Source organism: Streptomyces sp. NPDC001219 (assembly GCF_053597915.1).
Window position 1 is genome coordinate 1 of sequence record NZ_JBSFJF010000011.1, and the last position, 15,763, is coordinate 15,763.

15 protein-coding genes are annotated in these 15,763 nt (G+C 74.5%); 7 read left to right on the forward strand and 8 right to left on the reverse strand.

All coding sequences use genetic code 11. From position 1 onward, the window contains the following. Positions 1-180: 180 nt before the first annotated feature. Positions 181-1,557 (reverse strand): PhoX family protein, encoded by a 1,377-nt coding sequence (locus ACWC9R_RS09345; RefSeq protein WP_450729899.1) that lies wholly within the window; start codon positions 1,555-1,557, stop codon positions 181-183. A gap of 110 nt (positions 1,558-1,667) precedes the next feature. After that, positions 1,668-2,783 carry a cell division protein ZapE gene (gene zapE, locus ACWC9R_RS09350; RefSeq protein ID WP_450729901.1) on the reverse strand — a complete coding sequence of 372 codons (1,116 nt, stop codon included), beginning with the start codon at positions 2,781-2,783 and terminating at the stop codon, positions 1,668-1,670. Between the two features lie 67 nt (positions 2,784-2,850). On the opposite strand from zapE, the gene ACWC9R_RS09355 reads away from it, so the two are divergent. Both ACWC9R_RS09355 and ACWC9R_RS09360 read left to right on the forward strand, forming a co-directional pair. Next, a complete protein-coding gene (locus tag ACWC9R_RS09355) occupies positions 2,851-3,675 on the forward strand; it encodes a pyrimidine reductase family protein (protein WP_450729903.1) in 825 nt (274 codons plus the stop codon). Positions 3,676-3,814: 139 nt separating this feature from the next. Continuing rightward, on the forward strand, positions 3,815-4,312 hold the full coding sequence (locus tag ACWC9R_RS09360; RefSeq protein ID WP_450729905.1) for an indole-3-glycerol phosphate synthase: 498 nt from the start codon (positions 3,815-3,817) through the stop codon (positions 4,310-4,312). A gap of 75 nt (positions 4,313-4,387) precedes the next feature. Here ACWC9R_RS09360 and ACWC9R_RS09365 read toward each other — a convergent pair whose 3' ends face one another. Together ACWC9R_RS09365 and ACWC9R_RS09370 are read right to left on the reverse strand one after the other, a co-directional pair. Beyond that, complete coding sequence (locus tag ACWC9R_RS09365; protein WP_450729907.1) at positions 4,388-5,074, reverse strand: ABC transporter ATP-binding protein; 687 nt, start codon at positions 5,072-5,074, stop codon at positions 4,388-4,390. Further along, positions 5,071-6,192, reverse strand: coding sequence for an ABC transporter permease (locus ACWC9R_RS09370; protein WP_450730149.1), 1,122 nt, complete (start codon positions 6,190-6,192; stop codon positions 5,071-5,073). Before ACWC9R_RS09370 ends, ACWC9R_RS09365 begins: the two co-directional genes overlap by 4 nt. 255 nt (positions 6,193-6,447) lie before the next feature. On the opposite strand from ACWC9R_RS09370, the gene ACWC9R_RS09375 reads away from it, so the two are divergent. From ACWC9R_RS09375 to msrB, 4 genes are all read left to right on the forward strand, one after another. Continuing rightward, a complete protein-coding gene (locus tag ACWC9R_RS09375; RefSeq protein WP_450730151.1) occupies positions 6,448-7,605 on the forward strand; it encodes a sensor histidine kinase in 1,158 nt (385 codons plus the stop codon). Beyond that, entirely contained in the window at positions 7,602-8,315 is a 714-nt protein-coding gene (locus ACWC9R_RS09380) for a response regulator (RefSeq protein WP_450729909.1), read from the forward strand. The genes ACWC9R_RS09375 and ACWC9R_RS09380 overlap by 4 nt, the downstream gene beginning before the upstream one ends. A gap of 147 nt (positions 8,316-8,462) precedes the next feature. Beyond that, positions 8,463-9,860 (forward strand): UDP-N-acetylmuramate--L-alanine ligase, encoded by a 1,398-nt coding sequence (gene murC / locus ACWC9R_RS09385; RefSeq protein WP_450729911.1) that lies wholly within the window; start codon positions 8,463-8,465, stop codon positions 9,858-9,860. A 15-nt stretch (positions 9,861-9,875) separates the two neighbouring features. Beyond that, positions 9,876-10,283 carry a peptide-methionine (R)-S-oxide reductase MsrB gene (gene msrB / locus ACWC9R_RS09390; protein WP_450729913.1) on the forward strand — a complete coding sequence of 136 codons (408 nt, stop codon included), beginning with the start codon at positions 9,876-9,878 and terminating at the stop codon, positions 10,281-10,283. A gap of 99 nt (positions 10,284-10,382) precedes the next feature. Here msrB and ACWC9R_RS09395 read toward each other — a convergent pair whose 3' ends face one another. From ACWC9R_RS09395 to ACWC9R_RS09410, 4 genes are all read right to left on the reverse strand, one after another. After that, on the reverse strand, positions 10,383-11,687 hold the full coding sequence (locus ACWC9R_RS09395) for an NPCBM/NEW2 domain-containing protein (protein ID WP_450729915.1): 1,305 nt from the start codon (positions 11,685-11,687) through the stop codon (positions 10,383-10,385). A 120-nt stretch (positions 11,688-11,807) separates the two neighbouring features. Then, positions 11,808-12,467, reverse strand: a complete 660-nt coding sequence (locus ACWC9R_RS09400) for a 4'-phosphopantetheinyl transferase family protein (RefSeq protein WP_450729917.1) — start codon at positions 12,465-12,467, stop codon at positions 11,808-11,810. Continuing rightward, positions 12,464-13,402 carry a metallophosphoesterase family protein gene (locus ACWC9R_RS09405; protein WP_450729919.1) on the reverse strand — a complete coding sequence of 313 codons (939 nt, stop codon included), beginning with the start codon at positions 13,400-13,402 and terminating at the stop codon, positions 12,464-12,466. The genes ACWC9R_RS09400 and ACWC9R_RS09405 overlap by 4 nt, the downstream gene beginning before the upstream one ends. Before the next feature lie 64 nt (positions 13,403-13,466). After that, positions 13,467-15,077 (reverse strand): PucR family transcriptional regulator, encoded by a 1,611-nt coding sequence (locus ACWC9R_RS09410; RefSeq protein ID WP_450729921.1) that lies wholly within the window; start codon positions 15,075-15,077, stop codon positions 13,467-13,469. A 131-nt stretch (positions 15,078-15,208) separates the two neighbouring features. Between ACWC9R_RS09410 and ACWC9R_RS09415 the strand changes: the two genes are divergently transcribed. Then, a complete protein-coding gene (locus ACWC9R_RS09415) occupies positions 15,209-15,742 on the forward strand; it encodes a type 1 glutamine amidotransferase domain-containing protein (RefSeq protein WP_450730153.1) in 534 nt (177 codons plus the stop codon). Positions 15,743-15,763 lie beyond the last annotated feature (21 nt).

A 15,763-nucleotide genomic window follows, 5' to 3' on the forward strand; every position in this document is an offset into this window, starting at 1 on the left:
CATCCACGGTCTGCGCGGCCCCGAAGCGGCCCGGCGCGCCACCGAGTGGCTCGAACGTTTTGGGGCGGCGGGGGGCCCGCCCGTTCGCGGCCGCCGGCCCCGGGCCGCAGCAACGCCCCCCCCCGCCCCCTCAACAGGCGCCGCCCCCACCCCCCTCAGCAAGTCCCGCCCGCCCTCACCTCAGTCGTGCCAGGGCCCCGTCACCGCGAACGTCGTCCCCGGCGTATAGCAGTTCACGTACATCGTCCGGTGGTCGGGCGAGAAGGTCACTCCGGCGAACTCGCCCCACTCCGGCTTCTCCGGGGTGCCGATGTTCTGCCGGCCGCGGGCCATCGCGTAGACCTGTCCGCGCCGGGTGAGGCCGAAGACGTGCTGCGCGCCGTCGCCGTCCTCGCACACCATCAGGCCGCCGCCGGGGGCGAGGCAGATGTTGTCGGGGGACTCACCGGGCAGCTGGAGGTCGGTGTCCGGGCCGAAGACGACGACCTGGGTGAGCCGCCGCCTCTTCGGGTCGTACTTCCAGACCTGGCCGTAGTGGTCGGCCGCCGAGCCGTCCTTGCGGTGCGCGAAGCTGGAGATGAAGTACACGCAGGAGCCGCCCCAGTAGCAGCCCTCCAGTTTCTGGGCGTGGGTGATGCCCTGGGAGCCGAAGTCCTGGAAGCGGATCGGGGTCTCGCGGGCGAGCGGGTCGGGGACGTCCACCCAGGTGACGTGGTCGAAGGTGGTGCCCGGTTGCTGGATGGTGGAGAGGTCGGGCACCCCGGGGACGCGCAGCGCCTGGAGGCGGCCGCCGGCCCGCAGTGAACCGCGGCCCCCCATCGGCTTGTTGGGCAGAAAGCGGTAGAAGAGGCCGAACGGCTTCTCGAAGGCGTCCTCGGTCTCGTAGACGACGCCGGTGCCGGGGTCCACGGCGATCGCCTCGTGCTGGAAGCGGCCCATCGCGGTCAGCGGGACGGCTCCGGTGCGCCGCGGGTCGTACGGGTCGACCTCGAAGATGAAGCCGTGGTCCTTGGTGTAGTTCTCCTCGCCGGCCCGGAACTCGGTCTCCTCGCAGGTCAGCCAGGTGTTCCAAGGGGTGGGGCCGCCCGCGCAGTTGGTGGAGGTACCGGCGATGGCGACCCGCTCCGAGAGCACCTTGTTGTCCCGGTCCAGTTCGAGGGCGGTACAGCCGCCCTCGCCACCGGGGTCGTAGGTCAGCTCGCGGACCCGGGGGACGGCCTGGCGGGAGTTCGTACGGTTCTCGTGGTTGCGGACCAGATGGGTGGTGCCGCGGCGGCCGGGCGAACCGGGGAAGGCCGACATGCCGTCACAGTTGCTGGGCACCTTGCCCTCGCCCGAGCGCAGCGGGTCGCCCTCCCGGGACAGGACCCGGTAGCGGAAGCCCCGGGGGAGGTCGAGCAGGCCGTCCGGGTCGGGGACCAGCGGGCCGTAGCCGCGCTGTCCCATGCTCTGGGCGGTCGCGGTGCCCGTGAACAGTTCCGTGAGGCTTCCGGAGAAGGCGATTCCGGCCCCCAGCGCACCGGTTCTTGCCAGGATCTGACGTCGTGTCGCGGACATGGGCAACTCCCTGTTGGCGGACAGGTGATGTGACCCGCTCGTGTGTACCACGCAGTCGGCCCGCCGGGAACCAGCCGGCGGGCATCAACCGGGTGGTGCCCCGTTTCCGCCTACCGGCCGTCGGTCACCAGGGAGCCCGCGTCACGCGCCAGCGCCGTCAGCCGGGAAATCGCCCGGAAGTACTTCTTGCGGTAGCCGCCGCGCAGCATCTCGTCGCTGAACAGCTCGTCGAAGGCCTTGCCGGAGGTCACCACCGGCACCTCGCGGTCGTAGAGCCGGTCCGCGAGGACGACCAGCCGCAGCGCCGTGGACTGGTCGGGCACCGCCTGGACATCGGTGAGGCAGACCGCCTCGATGCCGTCGCACATGGCGCCGTAGCGGCTGGGGTGCACCTTGGACAGGTGGTCCAGCAGGGAGGGGAAGTCGTCGAGCGAGGCGCCGGGCGTGCGGTACGCGGTGCGGGTGACGGTCTCGTCGTCGTACGGGGGCGGGGCCTCGGGCAGGCCGCGGTGGCGGTAGTCCTCGCCGTCGATCCGCAGCGGGCGGAAGTGGGCGCTCAGCCCCTGGATCTCGCGCAGGAAGTCGGCGGAGGCGAACCGGCCCTCGCCGAGCTTGCCGGGCAGGGTGTTGGAGGTGGCGGCCAGCGCCACCCCGGCGTCCACCAGCTTGCCGAGCAGGGTGGAGACCAGGACCGTGTCACCGGGATCGTCGAGCTCGAACTCGTCGATGCACAGCAGCTTGTGTTCGCCGAGCGTCTTGACGGTCTGCTGGAAGCCGAGCGCGCCGACGAGGTTGGTCAGCTCGACGAAGGTGCCGAAGGCCTTGCGCTCGGCCGGGGCGGGGGTGGCGTGCCACAGGGAGGCGAGCAGATGGGTCTTGCCGACGCCGTAGCCGCCGTCCAGGTAGACCCCGCGCGGGCCGGTGGGGGCCGCCGGCTTCCTGGCGAACCAGCGCCGCTTCCCGCCGCCCGCCGGGGCGCCGCCGATGCCGTCCGCGAAGTCTCTCAGGACCTGTACGGCCTCGGCCTGGCTGGGCTGCTGCGCGTCCGGGATGTAGGTGTCGAAGCGGGCGCCCTGGAAGCGCGGCGGCGGCACCATCTCGGCGACCAGGCGGTCGGCCGGGACCTGCGGGGCGCGGGCGGTGAGCGCGGCGGGCACCGCGTCCCCGTCGGCCGGCGGGCCGGCGGTCGGGTCGGGCTGCGGGGCGGAGGGCTGGGAAGGCGACACAGCCGTCCAGCCTATCTCGTGTGCGGCACCCGCCGGTCCGGTGAGCGAGGCATGTCACACTGCCGCCATGCGACGCCTGTTCCCGCTCCCCGCCCCGTCCGTACCCGCCCCTGACCTCGACAGCGGGGGGACGGGACCGGACGGTTCCACGGACCGCGAGTGGACGCTGGACGAGCTGGCCGACGCCTACGCGTACCCGGCCGAGGACGATCCGGCGCGCTCGGGGCGCAGCGGCTGGCTGCGGGCGAACATGGTGTCCTCGCTGGACGGCGCGGCCCATCACGAGGGCCGCTCGCAGCCGCTGTCCGGCGCCGCCGACATGCGGATCTTCGGGGTGCTGCGGGGGCTCGCGGACGCCGTGGTGGTGGGCGCGGAGACGGTGCGGCAGGAGGGCTACCGGCCGGGCCGTGCCCGGGAGGCGTTCGCCGCCCGCCGGGCCGCCGCCGGCCAGGGCCCGGCCCCCGCCATCGCCGTGGTGACCGCCGGTCTCGGGCTGGACTTCACCCTGCCGCTGTTCACCGAGCCGCTGGTCCCCACCGTGCTGCTGACCGGTGCGGGCGCCCCGGCCGACCGGGTGGCCGAGGCCCGTGCGGCGGGCGCCGAGGTGCTGTTCGCCGGTGAGGGGCTGGGGGTCGACCCGGCCCGGGTGGCCGGGGTGCTGGCCGGGCGGGGGCACCAACGGCTGCTGTCGGAGGGCGGGCCCCGGCTGCTGGGGCAGCTGGCGGCGGCCGACGCGCTGGACGAGATGTGTCTGTCGCTGGCGCCGGTGGTCGCCGTGGGGGACGCGCCGCGGATCATGAACGGTCCGGCCGTCGCGGTGCCGGAGCGGTTCGCCCTGGCCTCGGTGCTGGAAGAGGCCGGGTTCCTGTTCACTCGCTACCGTCGGTCCTGACGATCGGCGGAACTATCTGTTCCGCTTAGCTTCCGTTGGGCACACTAAAAGCCAACAGGTCCCGTGTGGCGACGGGGCAGGATGGTGTCTGTCGGGCGCCGCGGCATGCGGCGCCCCCAAGAGAAGAAGGGCGTCCGTCGTGTTCACGAGCGTATTGATGATCGAGAAGCCTCTGACGCCCGCCGACGTGGAGTTTGTGACCACCCTGCACGGCGATGACCGGATCTCGTTCGTCGTGCTCATGCAGCCGCGGGGCAAGCAGGACGTGCTGCTGCGGGCCATCGACGACGTTGCTCTCGGCGAGTTCGACGACGCCGTACGGGAGGGCGGGGAGCCGGGCGGCGCCCAGGCGGAGGCGCCCGCCGAGCTGGCTCTGGCGCACACCCTGCAGGCGCTGCGCGACGCCGGTTCGGAGGCCGTCGGGCAGGTGGTCGAGGACCATCCGCTGGATCTGCTGCGGTCCATGGTCGACGAGACCGGCGCGGACGAGGTGATCGTGCTGACCACCCCGCACTTCGTCGAGGAGTTCTTCCACCGCGACTGGGCCTCCCGGGCCCGGCACAAGGTCGGCGTCCCGGTCCTCAAACTCTTCTCGCACGCGGCGGACGACCAGCCCCAGGGCTCCGCCGACGGCTGAGGCCCCGCCCGCGGAGCCGGGTCCCGCCCCGTAAGGCCGCGCCGCGACCGGGTGGGTACCCGGCCGCGGCGCGGGTCAGCGGCGGGCGTCCAGGCGCGGGCGGAGCCGGCCGTCCCGCACCTCGGCGACCTCGTCCGCCACGTCCAGATGCGCCGGATCGTGGGTGACCAGCACCGTCGCGGTGGCGCGCTCCCGGGTGAGGGTGCGCAGCAGCGTGAGCACAGCGGCGCCCCGTTCCTGGTCCAGCGCGCTGGTCGGCTCGTCCACCAGCAGCACAGCGGGCTCGTTCATCAGCGCCCGCGCGATGTTGATCCGCTGCCGCTGGCCGCCCGACAGCTGATGTGGCCGCCGGTCCGCCAGCCCCTCCAGGCCGACCGCCGCCAGCAGTTCCCGCGCCCGGGCACGCGCCTTACGGGGCGGACGGCCGTCCAGATGGGCCATCACCTGCAGCTGTTCGGCCGCGGTCAGCGACGGCAGCAGGTTCGGCTGCTGGAAGACCGTGCCGAGGGTGGTGCGGCGCAGCGTCGTCAGCGCGGCGCGGCCGAGGCCGGTGGTGTCCGTGCCGTCGATCACCACCCGTCCGCGGTCCGGGCGGATCAGGGTGGCGGCGACCGCGAGCAGGCTGGACTTGCCGGACCCGGACGGCCCGATCACCGCCGTCAGACCGCCCGCGGGCACGGTCAGCGAGACCCGGTCCAGTGCGGTCAGCCGGGTGTCGCCGTCGGGGTAGGTGAGGGTGACATCGGTCAGTTCGAGGCTCATCGGGCACTTCCCAGGGCGGTCAGCGGGTCCACGGAGGTGAGGCGGCGGACGGCGAGCGCGGCGCCGGCGGCGCCCAGCGCGATCATGATCAGGGCCGGTAGCAGCACGGTCGGCGGATCGAGGACGAACGGCACGGCGCCACCGATCGACGCGCCCACCAGCGCCACCACGGCGGTGCCCAGCCCGGTCCCGGCCACCAGCAGCACGACGGCCTGGCCGAGCGCGTCCCGCAGCAGCGCACCGGTCGAGGCGCCCAGCGCCTTGAGGACCGCGACATCGCCGCTGCGCTGGATCGTCCACACCGTGAAGAACGCGCCGATGACCAGCGCCGAGATGGCGAACAGAAAGCCGCGCATCAGCTGCAGCGAACCGTTCTCGGCGGTGAACGAGCCGATGGCCCGCACGGCGTCGTCGGTGGTGACGGTCTTCGTGCCGAGCTCCTCGTCGGCGGCCGGCAGTGCGGCCGTGCCCGTCGTGGACAGCGCGAGCACCGTCGCTCCCATGGAGCCGTGGTCGGTGCCGCTCCCGCCGGAACCGGGGCCCGCCGCGCCGGCCCGCCCGGAGTCGCCCACGAGCCGCTGCCAGTCGCGCAGCGACGTCCAGACCACCGGCGTGTGGCTGTACATCGCCGGGCCCGACACCGCCGCGACCCGGAACGTCCGGCCGCCCAGCGTCAGCCGCCCGCCGGCCCGTACACCCCCGAGGGACGCGGCGGCCTTCTCGGACAGCACCACCGCACCGTCAGCGACCCCCTCCGGCGCCGGCCCGGACCCGGGCCGCACCCCGAACGCCGAGACCGCGGCGGTCCGGTCCGCCTCGGCCCGGGTCGTCGTGATGCCCAGCGGCTCGGCGTGCCGTACGCCCGGCACCCGCGACCAGGCCCGCACGGTCCGCTCCGGCAGCCGGGAATCGGTGAAGGCGAGCTTGCCGCCCTCGGCGGGCGCCGAGAACACCAGGTGGTCGGCGGGCAGCCCGGTGACCGCCGAGGTGTTCTCCCGGCCCAGGCCCGCCGTCAGGCCCGACAGCAGGCCCACCAGCACCGTGATAAGCACGATGACGGTGCCCATCAGGGCGAACCGCCCCTTGGCGAATCTCAGGTCTCTCCAGGCGACGAACAACGGCTCCGCCCTCTCGTATCGGGGGGCCGGGCCCGCTGCCCGGCGGCTGGTCCCCACCGTCGCCTCCCGTACGGGCCCGCGGCATCGCGCCGGGGAGTGGTCCGCCGGCGCCGAAAGGTGCGCCCCGTGATCAATCCTTCGGTTGATGGCGCGGGGAACGGCGGCCCGTAGCCTGGAGGGGCCGTGACCCAAGAAGACGTGACCGCTCCCTCCCTCACCCCCGTCCTGCGGGCGCTGCGCAGCTGCCTGCATCTGATGGTGGCCGCGCTGCTCGTGCTCGCCGTCGTCCGGGCGGTGGCCGACCGTGATCCGCACGCGCCCGCCGTTTTCGCCGCCGCGGCTGCGCTGTGCGCGCTCTACCTCACCGGCCCCCGGCTGCCCCGTCTGCGCACCTCCACCGGCGCCGCCGGCCTCTGGCTCGCCGCCCTGGCCCTGCTCTGGCTGGTCCTGCTGGCCCTCACCCCGGACGGCGTCTGGGTGGCCTTCCCGCTCTTCTTCGTCCAGCTGCATCTGCTGCCGCCGCGCTGGGGCCTGCCCGCGGTCGCCGCCACCACCCTCGCCGCCGTCACCGGATACGCCTGGCACACCCACGCCCTCAACGTCGGCATGGTGCTGGGCCCCGTGCTGGGCGCCGCCGTCGCGGTCGCCGTCGTCCTCGGCTACGAGGCCCTCTACCGGGAGAGCGAACAGCGCCGCCGCCTCATCGAGGAGCTCACCGCGACCCGCGGCGAACTGGCCGACGCCGAGCACGCCGCCGGAGTGCTCGCCGAACGCGAACGGCTGGCCCGCGAGATCCACGACACCCTCGCCCAGGGCCTGTCCAGCATCCAACTGCTGCTGCGGGCCGCCGAGCGCGCCCTGCCCCAGCGGCCCGGCACCGCCCTCGGTCACGTCCGGCAGGCCCGTACCACCGCCGTCGACAACCTCGCCGAGGCGCGCCGTTTCGTACGGGCGCTCAGCCCGCCCGACCTGGAGGCCGGGTCGCTGCCCGCCGCCCTGGAACGGCTCTGCGCCACCACGGCCCGTGCCTCCGGTCTCGCCGTGCACTGCCAGGTCTCCGGCACGCCCACCGCGCTGCCCACCCCGCACGAGGTCGCCCTGCTGCGCATCGCCCAGTCCGCGCTCGCCAACACGGTCCGGCACGCCGCGGCGGGCCGCGCCGAGCTGACCCTCAGCTACATGGACACCGAGGTCGCGCTGGACATCGTCGACGACGGCGCGGGTTTCGTGCCCACCGAGGTGCCCGCCCCCGGCGCCGCCGCGGTCCCCGGCACCGGCTTCGGCCTCGCCGCGATGCGTGCCCGGGCGCGTGCCCTCCAGGGCACCCTCGCCGTCGAGTCCGCCCCGGGGGAGGGCACCGCGGTCGCCGTCACCCTGCCGTGCGCCGTCGCCGCACCCGAGGCCGCCTCATGACCGGTCCCATGAAGCGCTCGGCCCCGCCCGTCTCCTCCCGGCCGGGCGCACAGCGTGAGCACCGCCACGAGCAGGGCGGCTCCCCGGAAATCCGGCTGCTGCTGGCCGACGACCACCCCGTCGTCCGGGCCGGACTGCGCGCCGTCCTGGAGACCGAGGAGGACTTCGAGATCGTCGCGGACGTCCCCACCGCCGAAGAGGCCGTCGGCCTCGCCGCACGCCTCGACGTGGACGTGGTCCTCATGGACCTCCAGTTCGGTGGCCGGATGCTCGGCTCACAGGCCACCGCCGCGATCACCGCCGCCCCCGGGGCCCCGCGCGTCCTCGTGCTGACCACGTACGACACCGACGCCGACATCCTCGCGGCCATCGAGGCGGGCGCCACCGGCTACCTCCTCAAGGACGCCCCGCCGGAGGAGCTGGCCGCCGCGGTGCGCACCGCCGCCGCCGGGAAGTCGGCGCTCGCCCCCACCGTCGCGCTGCGCCTCATGGACCGGATGCGCGCCCCCGCCACCGCGCTCTCCCGGCGCGAGACCGAGGTCCTCCAGCTCGTCGCCGACGGCCTGTCGAACGCGGCGATCAGCAAACAGCTCTTCCTCAGCCAGGCGACCGTCAAGTCCCACCTCGTCCACATCTACGCCAAGCTGGAGGTGGACTCCCGTACGTCCGCGGTCGCCGCCGCCACCGCACAGGGCCTGATCCGCCGCTGAGCCCCGCGCCGCGCCCGGTGCGGCACCAGGCCGGGGTCCGTGGACCGGCGCTGTCGGTGCCGGGTGCGAGAATCATCCCCAGCACGACGCACGACCAGCACGACCCGCACCACCGCTCGCGACGATCGACATCAGGGAGACCCGCCCATGGCACCCGCCATCCCAGCCTCGATGGACCGGCCGCACTTCATCGGCATCGGCGGAGCCGGTATGTCGGGCATCGCCAAGATCCTCGCGCAGCGCGGCGCGCAGGTGGCGGGCAGCGACGCGAAGGACTCCGCGACCGCCCAGGCCCTGCGCGCCCTCGGCGCCACGGTCCACATCGGCCATGCCGCCGGGCACCTCGCCGAGGACGCCACCGCCGTCGTTGTCTCCTCCGCGATCCGCGAGGACAACCCCGAGCTGGCCGCCGCCCATGAGCGCGGCATCCCCGTCGTGCACCGCTCCGACGCCCTCGCCTCCCTCATGGACGGCCTGCGCCCCATCGCCGTGGCGGGCACCCACGGCAAGACGACGACGACCTCCATGCTCGCCGTCTCCCTCGGCGCCCTCGGCATCGAGCCGTCCTACGCCATCGGCGGCGACCTCGACGCCCCCGGCTCCAACGCGCAGCACGGCACCGGCGAGATCTTCGTCGCCGAGGCCGACGAGAGCGACCGCAGCTTCCACAAGTACGCCCCCGAGGTCGCCATCGTCCTCAACGTGGAGCTGGACCACCACGCCAACTACGCCTCGATGGACGAGATCTACGAGTCCTTCGAGACCTTCGTCGGCCGCATCCGCCCCGGCGGCACCCTGGTCATCGCCGCCGACCAGTCCGGCGCCCGCGAGCTGACCGAGCGGATCTCCGGCCGCTACGACATCGAGGTCGTCACCTACGGCGAGTCCGAGGACGCCGACGTCCGCGTCCTCAAGGTCAACCCCCGCGGCCTGACCAGCGAGGTCACCGTCACCCTGACCAGCGGCAAGATCCTTACCTTCACGGTCTCCGTCCCGGGCCGGCACTACGCCCACAACGCCGTCGCCGCGCTGGCCGCCGGCGTCGCCCTGGGCCTCCCGCCGCACAACCTCGCCTCCGCGCTCGGCAAGTACACCGGCGTCAAGCGCCGCCTCCAGCTCAAGGGCGAGGCGGCCGGTGTGCAGGTCATCGACTCCTACGCCCACCACCCCACGGAGATGACCGCCGACCTGGAGGCCATCCGCGGCGCCGCCGAGGGCGCCCGCGTCCTGGTCGTCTTCCAGCCGCACCTCTTCTCCCGCACCCAGGAGCTGGGCACGGAGATGGGCCAGGCGCTCACCCTCGCCGACGCCTCCGTCGTCCTGGACATCTACCCGGCGCGTGAGGACCCGATCCCGGGCGTCACCAGCGCCCTGATCCTCGACGCGGCGCGTGCCGCGGGCGCCGACGTCACCCCCGAGCACGACCAGGCCGCGGTCCCGGACGTCATCGCCGGAATGGCGAAGCCCGGTGACCTTGTTCTCACCATGGGCGCGGGCGATGTGACCGACCTCGGCCCCGCCATCCTGTCCCGCCTGGGCAGCTGAGCTGAGGAGACCCGGATGCCGTACGAGATCGACAAGCCCGACGAGCAGTGGCGCGCCGAGCTGAGCCCCGCGGAGTACCAGGTGCTCCGCCAGGCCGGCACCGAGCCCGCCTTCGTCGGCGAGTACACCGACACCAAGACGGCGGGCGTCTACTCCTGCCGTGCCTGCGGCGCCGAGCTCTTCCGCTCCGGCACCAAGTTCGAGAGCCACTGCGGCTGGCCGTCCTTCTACGACCCGAAGGACTCCGACGCCGTCGAGCTCATCGAGGACCGCTCCCACGGCATGGCGCGGACCGAAGTGCGGTGCGCCCGCTGCGGCTCGCACCTCGGGCACGTCTTCGAGGGCGAGGGCTACCCCACCCCCACCGACCAGCGCTACTGCATCAACTCGATCTCGCTGCGGCTGGTGGCCGACGAGGAGTGAGCGGCGGGCCGGACGGTCCGCCGCCGGCCCCCGCCCGCGGGCGCCGAGCCGGCGGTCCGTGGGCGGGCGGCCCTGATCCGGCCGCCGCGGGCGGCCGGATCAGCGGCAGGTGAGGACGGGGTTGCCCCAGTCGGCGTGGTCGGAGTCGTTCCCGTTGCCGCCGTCGGTGACCACGAGCCGCAGCCGGCTGCCGCCGGTGAGGTCGGCGGTGAGGCGCTGGGCGGCCTGGTCGACCGTCATCAGCCCGCTGTCGGCGACCTTGGTGCCGTCCCGGTAGACCTGGAAGACCACGGAGCCGTTGGCGCCCACCTCGTCGTCGAGGCCCACGTCCACGTTCAGGGCGGTGCAGTCGCCGCCGAGTTCGTAGGTGATCTCGCTGTAGGCGTGCGCGCCCAGCCCCTGGGAGTAGGGGGTTCCCTGGATGGTGAGGGGGTGTCCGTCGATGCTGCTGTCCGGCCTGATCGGCGCGAAGCTGTACTTCTGGGAGGTCCACGGCCGGGCGGCCAGCGGCACGGCGTGGCCGGCCGGCGGCTTGTCGTCGGGAGCGGGGCGGGTCGGGTGCGACGGCTTCGCCGGTGACGGAGGCCGGGCGCTCGGGTGCTTCGAGGCCTTGCTGTGGCTGGGGGAGGGGGACTCCGAGGGCGAGGCGGAAGCGGTCGCGGAACGCCCGGGGGACGCCGTCGGCGGCTTGCCCGGGGCGGGGGCCGAGGCGTGGCCGGAGCGTCCGGGAGCGCCGTCCGCGGCCTCGTCGCGCGTCGGGCCGAGCAGCGGGCCGACGGTCAGGGCGGTGCCGGCCAGGACGGCCACGCCGGCCGCGAGGAGTCCGACACGGGCGGGGGAGAACCAGGACCGCCGGGCCCCGTCCCCGTCGGCGGCCGGGGCCGTCCCCAACGGGGGTGTGGCGGCGGTGGGTTCGCCACCGGTGGGCCGCTGCGCGCCGTCGGCGGGAAGGGGGATCTCGCCGGGCTGGCGGGCCAGCCAGGACGCGAAGTCGTCGCGCAGCTCGGTGTTACGGGACGTGCGGTGCCAGGCGACGGCGGTGTCGCGGACGGCCGCCAGCAGGCTGTGCCGCCAGACCGGATCGGCACCCCTTCCCGACGCCGGGGAGCCTTCCCCCGGCTCCGAGCCCTCTCGCAGCACCCGGTCGATGGCCTCCTTCGCCAGATCCGCCGAGGCCTGGGAGGAGCGGCAGCAGTTCCGGGCGTAGGCCAGAACCGCCGCGTAGTGCCGCTGGTGGAACTCGTTGAGGGCCTCCTCGGCCACCCGGGCCGGGCCGTCCGGAGCCGGTGTGCCGAACGGGCCGCCCGCCGCCCGGCCACCGCCCGGGGCTGCCGCACGAATGCGCCGCACCAGCTCGGAATCGGACGGTGCGGTCCCACCGACGGTCTCGAATTGCTCTTGCATGGTGGGCTTCAGACCCTTCAACGTCCTGACGGGCCATGAAAATATCGCACGACCCGGACGGTTCCGGCGGCCGGTCCACCGCCGGCCCGCGGGGACGGGCGGCCCCCGCGGGCCCGCCCGTCACCCCGGCACCACGATCGCCGTCACCACCAGCCCCGCCCCGATGAGCCACCGGCCGTTGAAGGAGGTGAGCTCCGTACCGTCCACCACCGGCCCGGGGACCAGGAGTTGGGCGGTGAACGAGGCGTCCGTCGGGTCGAGGGTGAGCAGCGCCTCCTCGAAGTCGAGCCAGCGGTGGGTGAGCGGGTACCACGCCTTGTAGACGCTCTCCTTCGCGCTGAACACCAGACGGTCCCAGCAGACATCGGGCTGCAGGGCGGCCAGCCGGCGGAGCTGGACACGCTCCTCGGGGAGGGTGACGAGATCGACCACCCCGGGGTCGTTCACGGGGAGATGGGGCTCCGCGTCCAGGCCCACCGTCCGTACCTCCGACGCGCGGGCCACCGCCGCCGCGCGGTACCCGGCGCAGTGCGTCATGGCGCCGACCACGCCGGCCGGCCACTGCGGCTCCCGGTGGGGGCCGGGGAGCAGCGGCGCGGGGGCGAAGCCCAGCTCGGCCAGGGCCCGGCGGGCGCAGCCGCGTACGGTACCGAACTCCCGTTGGCGCTTGGGCACGGCGTCGGCCACCTGCGCCCACTCCTCGGGGAACATCTCGGACAGCGGTGCGTCGTCGAAGGCCTCGGCGGTCCGGACCGGGGCCGGCAGCAGCTTGTCGATCATGCGGGGCTCCCGGTGGTGCCGGAGGCGGCGGTGGCCGGCAGGGGGAGGATCTGGACCGGGCGGCCCGGCACGGCGGAACGGCGCTGCCATTCCCGTGGATAGCCGAGCGACACCTCCTGGTGCGGGACGCCGTCCAGCGTCAGCAGCCGCGGGATGTGGAGGTGGCCGTAGACCACGGAGGCGGCACGGAAGCGGCGGGGCCAGTCGGCGGTCGTCTCCGTACCGCACCAGAGCGCGAAATCCGGGTACCAGAGGGGGTCGGTGGGCTCGCGCACCACCGGCCAGTGGTTGATCAGCACGGTCGGCAACTCCTCCGGCAGGGCCGCGAGCCGGGCCTCGGTGGCGGACACCCGGGCCCGGCACCACGCCTCCCGGGTCGGATACGGGTCCGGATGCAGGAAGTGCTCGTCGGTGCACACCACCCCGGCCTTCTCGGCCCGGCGGAGCGCCTCCTCCTTGGACGCCGTCCCCGGCTGCCGGAAGGTGTAGTCGTAGAGGAGGAACAGCGGGGCGATGACGGCCGGACCGCCGGCGCCCTCCCAGACCGGATACGGGTCCTCGGGCGTCAGGACCCCCAACTCCCGGCAGATGTCCACCAGATGCTCATAGCGCTCCACCCCGCGCAGCTGCACCGGGTCCTGGGCCGGGGTCCACAGCTCGTGATTGCCGGGCACCCACACCACCTGGGCGAACCGGCTGCTGAGCAGCGACAGCGCCCAGCGGATGTCGGAGACGAACTCCCCGACGTCCCCGGCGACCAGCAGCCAGTCGTCGTCGGACTCGGGCCGCAGGCCCTCGACGATGTCGCGGTTCTCCTTGTAGCGGACGTGCAGATCGCTGACGGCCACCAGGCGGCCGCGTCCGCCGCCGGACGGGGTGCCGGTGGCGGCGGGTCCGGCGGTGCCGGGCGCGAGGGCGCGGATCTCGTAGCTCATCGTCGAAGTAAAGACGGTGCGGGCGCGAGAGTGAAGCGCGGACCGCGGGCGGAGGTGCGGCGCGTCACCGGCCCGGCGGCGGGGGCGCCGGCCGGCTGTCGGCCCCGGAGGCGGCGCCGCCGCGGCGGATGCGGGTGGCCAGCCACAGGTCGAAGCGGTCGTCGGGGTCGTCGAGGCGGCGGCCGGTGAGGTCCATGGCCTTGTCCAGGCGGTTGCGCACGGTGTGCCGGTGGACGCCGAGCCGACGGCTGGTGGCGTCCCAGGCGCCGCCGGTCTCCAGCCAGGCCGCGAGGGTGGCGAGCAACTCCTCGCCGTGGTCCGCGAGATCGAGCGGGCCGAGCACGGTGTCGGCGTAGCCGTGCAGCGTACGGCGGTCGCCCAGGCCGAGCAGCAGCCGGCTGGCCTGGCTCTGCCGGGCCTCGGCGGGCTCGCCGCTCGACCGGCTGACGGCGAGCAGCCCGGTCGCCTGGCGCAGCGACACCCGTACCGCCTCGGGAGCGGTGGCCGGGCCGATGCCGGCCGGGCGGTGCGGCGCGAAGCGGGCGAGCACATCGCGGATGTCCAGATCCTCGCCGACCACCGCCTCGATCACCGCCTCCGGTGCCCCGTCCACGACCCGGACCAGGCCACCGGGCATCGCCAGCGCCAGATCGGCGGCCATCTCCTGCGCGGCGCCGTCCGCCGCCCCGGCCCCGGTGCCCGGCGCGGCCGAGCCCGTACGGCCGCCCGCGTCGTCCCCCGCCGCCACCACGACGCCCCGCACCCGCTCGGCCGTCAGCCCCACCGCACGCAGCATGTCCCGGGCCGGTTCGGGGGCCGGGTCCTCGTCCGCCAGCAGCTCCGAGAGCAGCACCGACCTGCGGCGGCGCTCCGGTTCGTCGCGGAGGTGCCGGCGCTCCAGTTCCAGGGAGAGCAGCGAGACCAGCCCGGGGACGACCGAACGGGCGGCGTCGTCCGGGCGGCCGGTGAGCAGCAGCAGCCCCCGCAGCCGGCGCGCCCCCAGCGGCTGTACCTCCAGCTGCCGCCCGGCGGCGGTGCTGGAGGCGCTGCCGCGCAGTCCGCGCGCGGCGACCCGTTCCAGCAGGTCCCTGGCGTGGTCCGGCGGCGATTGGGGCGCCCGCTCACTGGCCGCGAGCAGCCGCCCCAGCGGGTCGAACACCGCCGCGCCGACCCCGGTCGCGGCCGTCCACTCCGCCAGCATCGGCCGCAGCCCGTCGCCGGTCGCCGCGGCCGTCAGCCGCCGCTGGGTCGCGAAGGCCCGCTGGAGCAGCTCGCGCTGTTCCTCGGCCCGTGCGTCGAAGACCGCCTTGGTGACGGCGATGAACGGCACCCCGTCCGGCACCGTCAGCAGCGGCAGCCCCGCCTCCTCGGCCGCGGTCACCAGCGGTTCCGGCGCCTCCTGGTAGGGCAGCCCCCGCCCCAGCCCGAGCGCCAGACAGACCGCCCCGCCCTCGGCCACGTCCCGGACGTACGCCCGGCAGGCGGCCGGTTCCTCCGGCAGCAACAGGCCGATGGTCATGAGGAGTTCGCCGCCCTGCAGCCACTTTCCCGGCGACGGCAGATCCGAGACCGTCGCCGCCTCGACCGTGCGGGCCAGCAGCGGCGGCGGCACGTCGTAGGTGGCCGACAGCGCGAGATCGGGCCGGGCGAGCAGGTCGGAGAGGTGCAGGGGCATAGACACAGTGTCCAGCAGATGGTCCCGCGGTGGACGGTCGGGCGAGCGTCGCTGTGCCCCGTTATGGTCGAGGAGTGTGGGAGCGGGGGACCGCCCCGCTCCTCGACCCGACGAAGGGACGTGAGCGCGGTATGCAGGCGGCGTTTCTGGTGGCGTCCGAGGGCACCGAAGAGGTCGAGCTGACCCGGCCGTGGCGGGCGGTGACCGAAGCGGGCGGCGGCCCGACCCTGGTCTCCCCGAGCGCGGGCAAGGTACAGGCGTTCCACCATCTGGACAGGGCGGACACCTTCCCCGTCGATCTGACCGTGGACGAGGCCACCGCCGCGGACTTCGACGGTCTGGTGCTGCCCGGCGGGGTGGCCAACCCGGACGCGCTGCGGCTGGACCGGCGGGCCGTGGCGTTCATCAGGTCCTTCTTCGACGCCGGGAAGCCGGTGGCCGCGATCTGCCACGCGCCGTGGACGCTGATCGAGGCCGGCGTGGTGCGGGGCCGCACGCTGACGTCCTGGCCGAGCCTGCGGACCGACATCCGCAACGCGGGCGGCACCTGGGTCGACGAGCAGGTCCGGATCTGCACCGCCGGACCGAACACCCTGATCACCAGCCGGCGGCCGGGCGACCTGGAGGCGTTCTGCGCGGCCTTCGTCGCGGAGTTCTCGCACTGACGGGGTGACGTCGTGACGCGG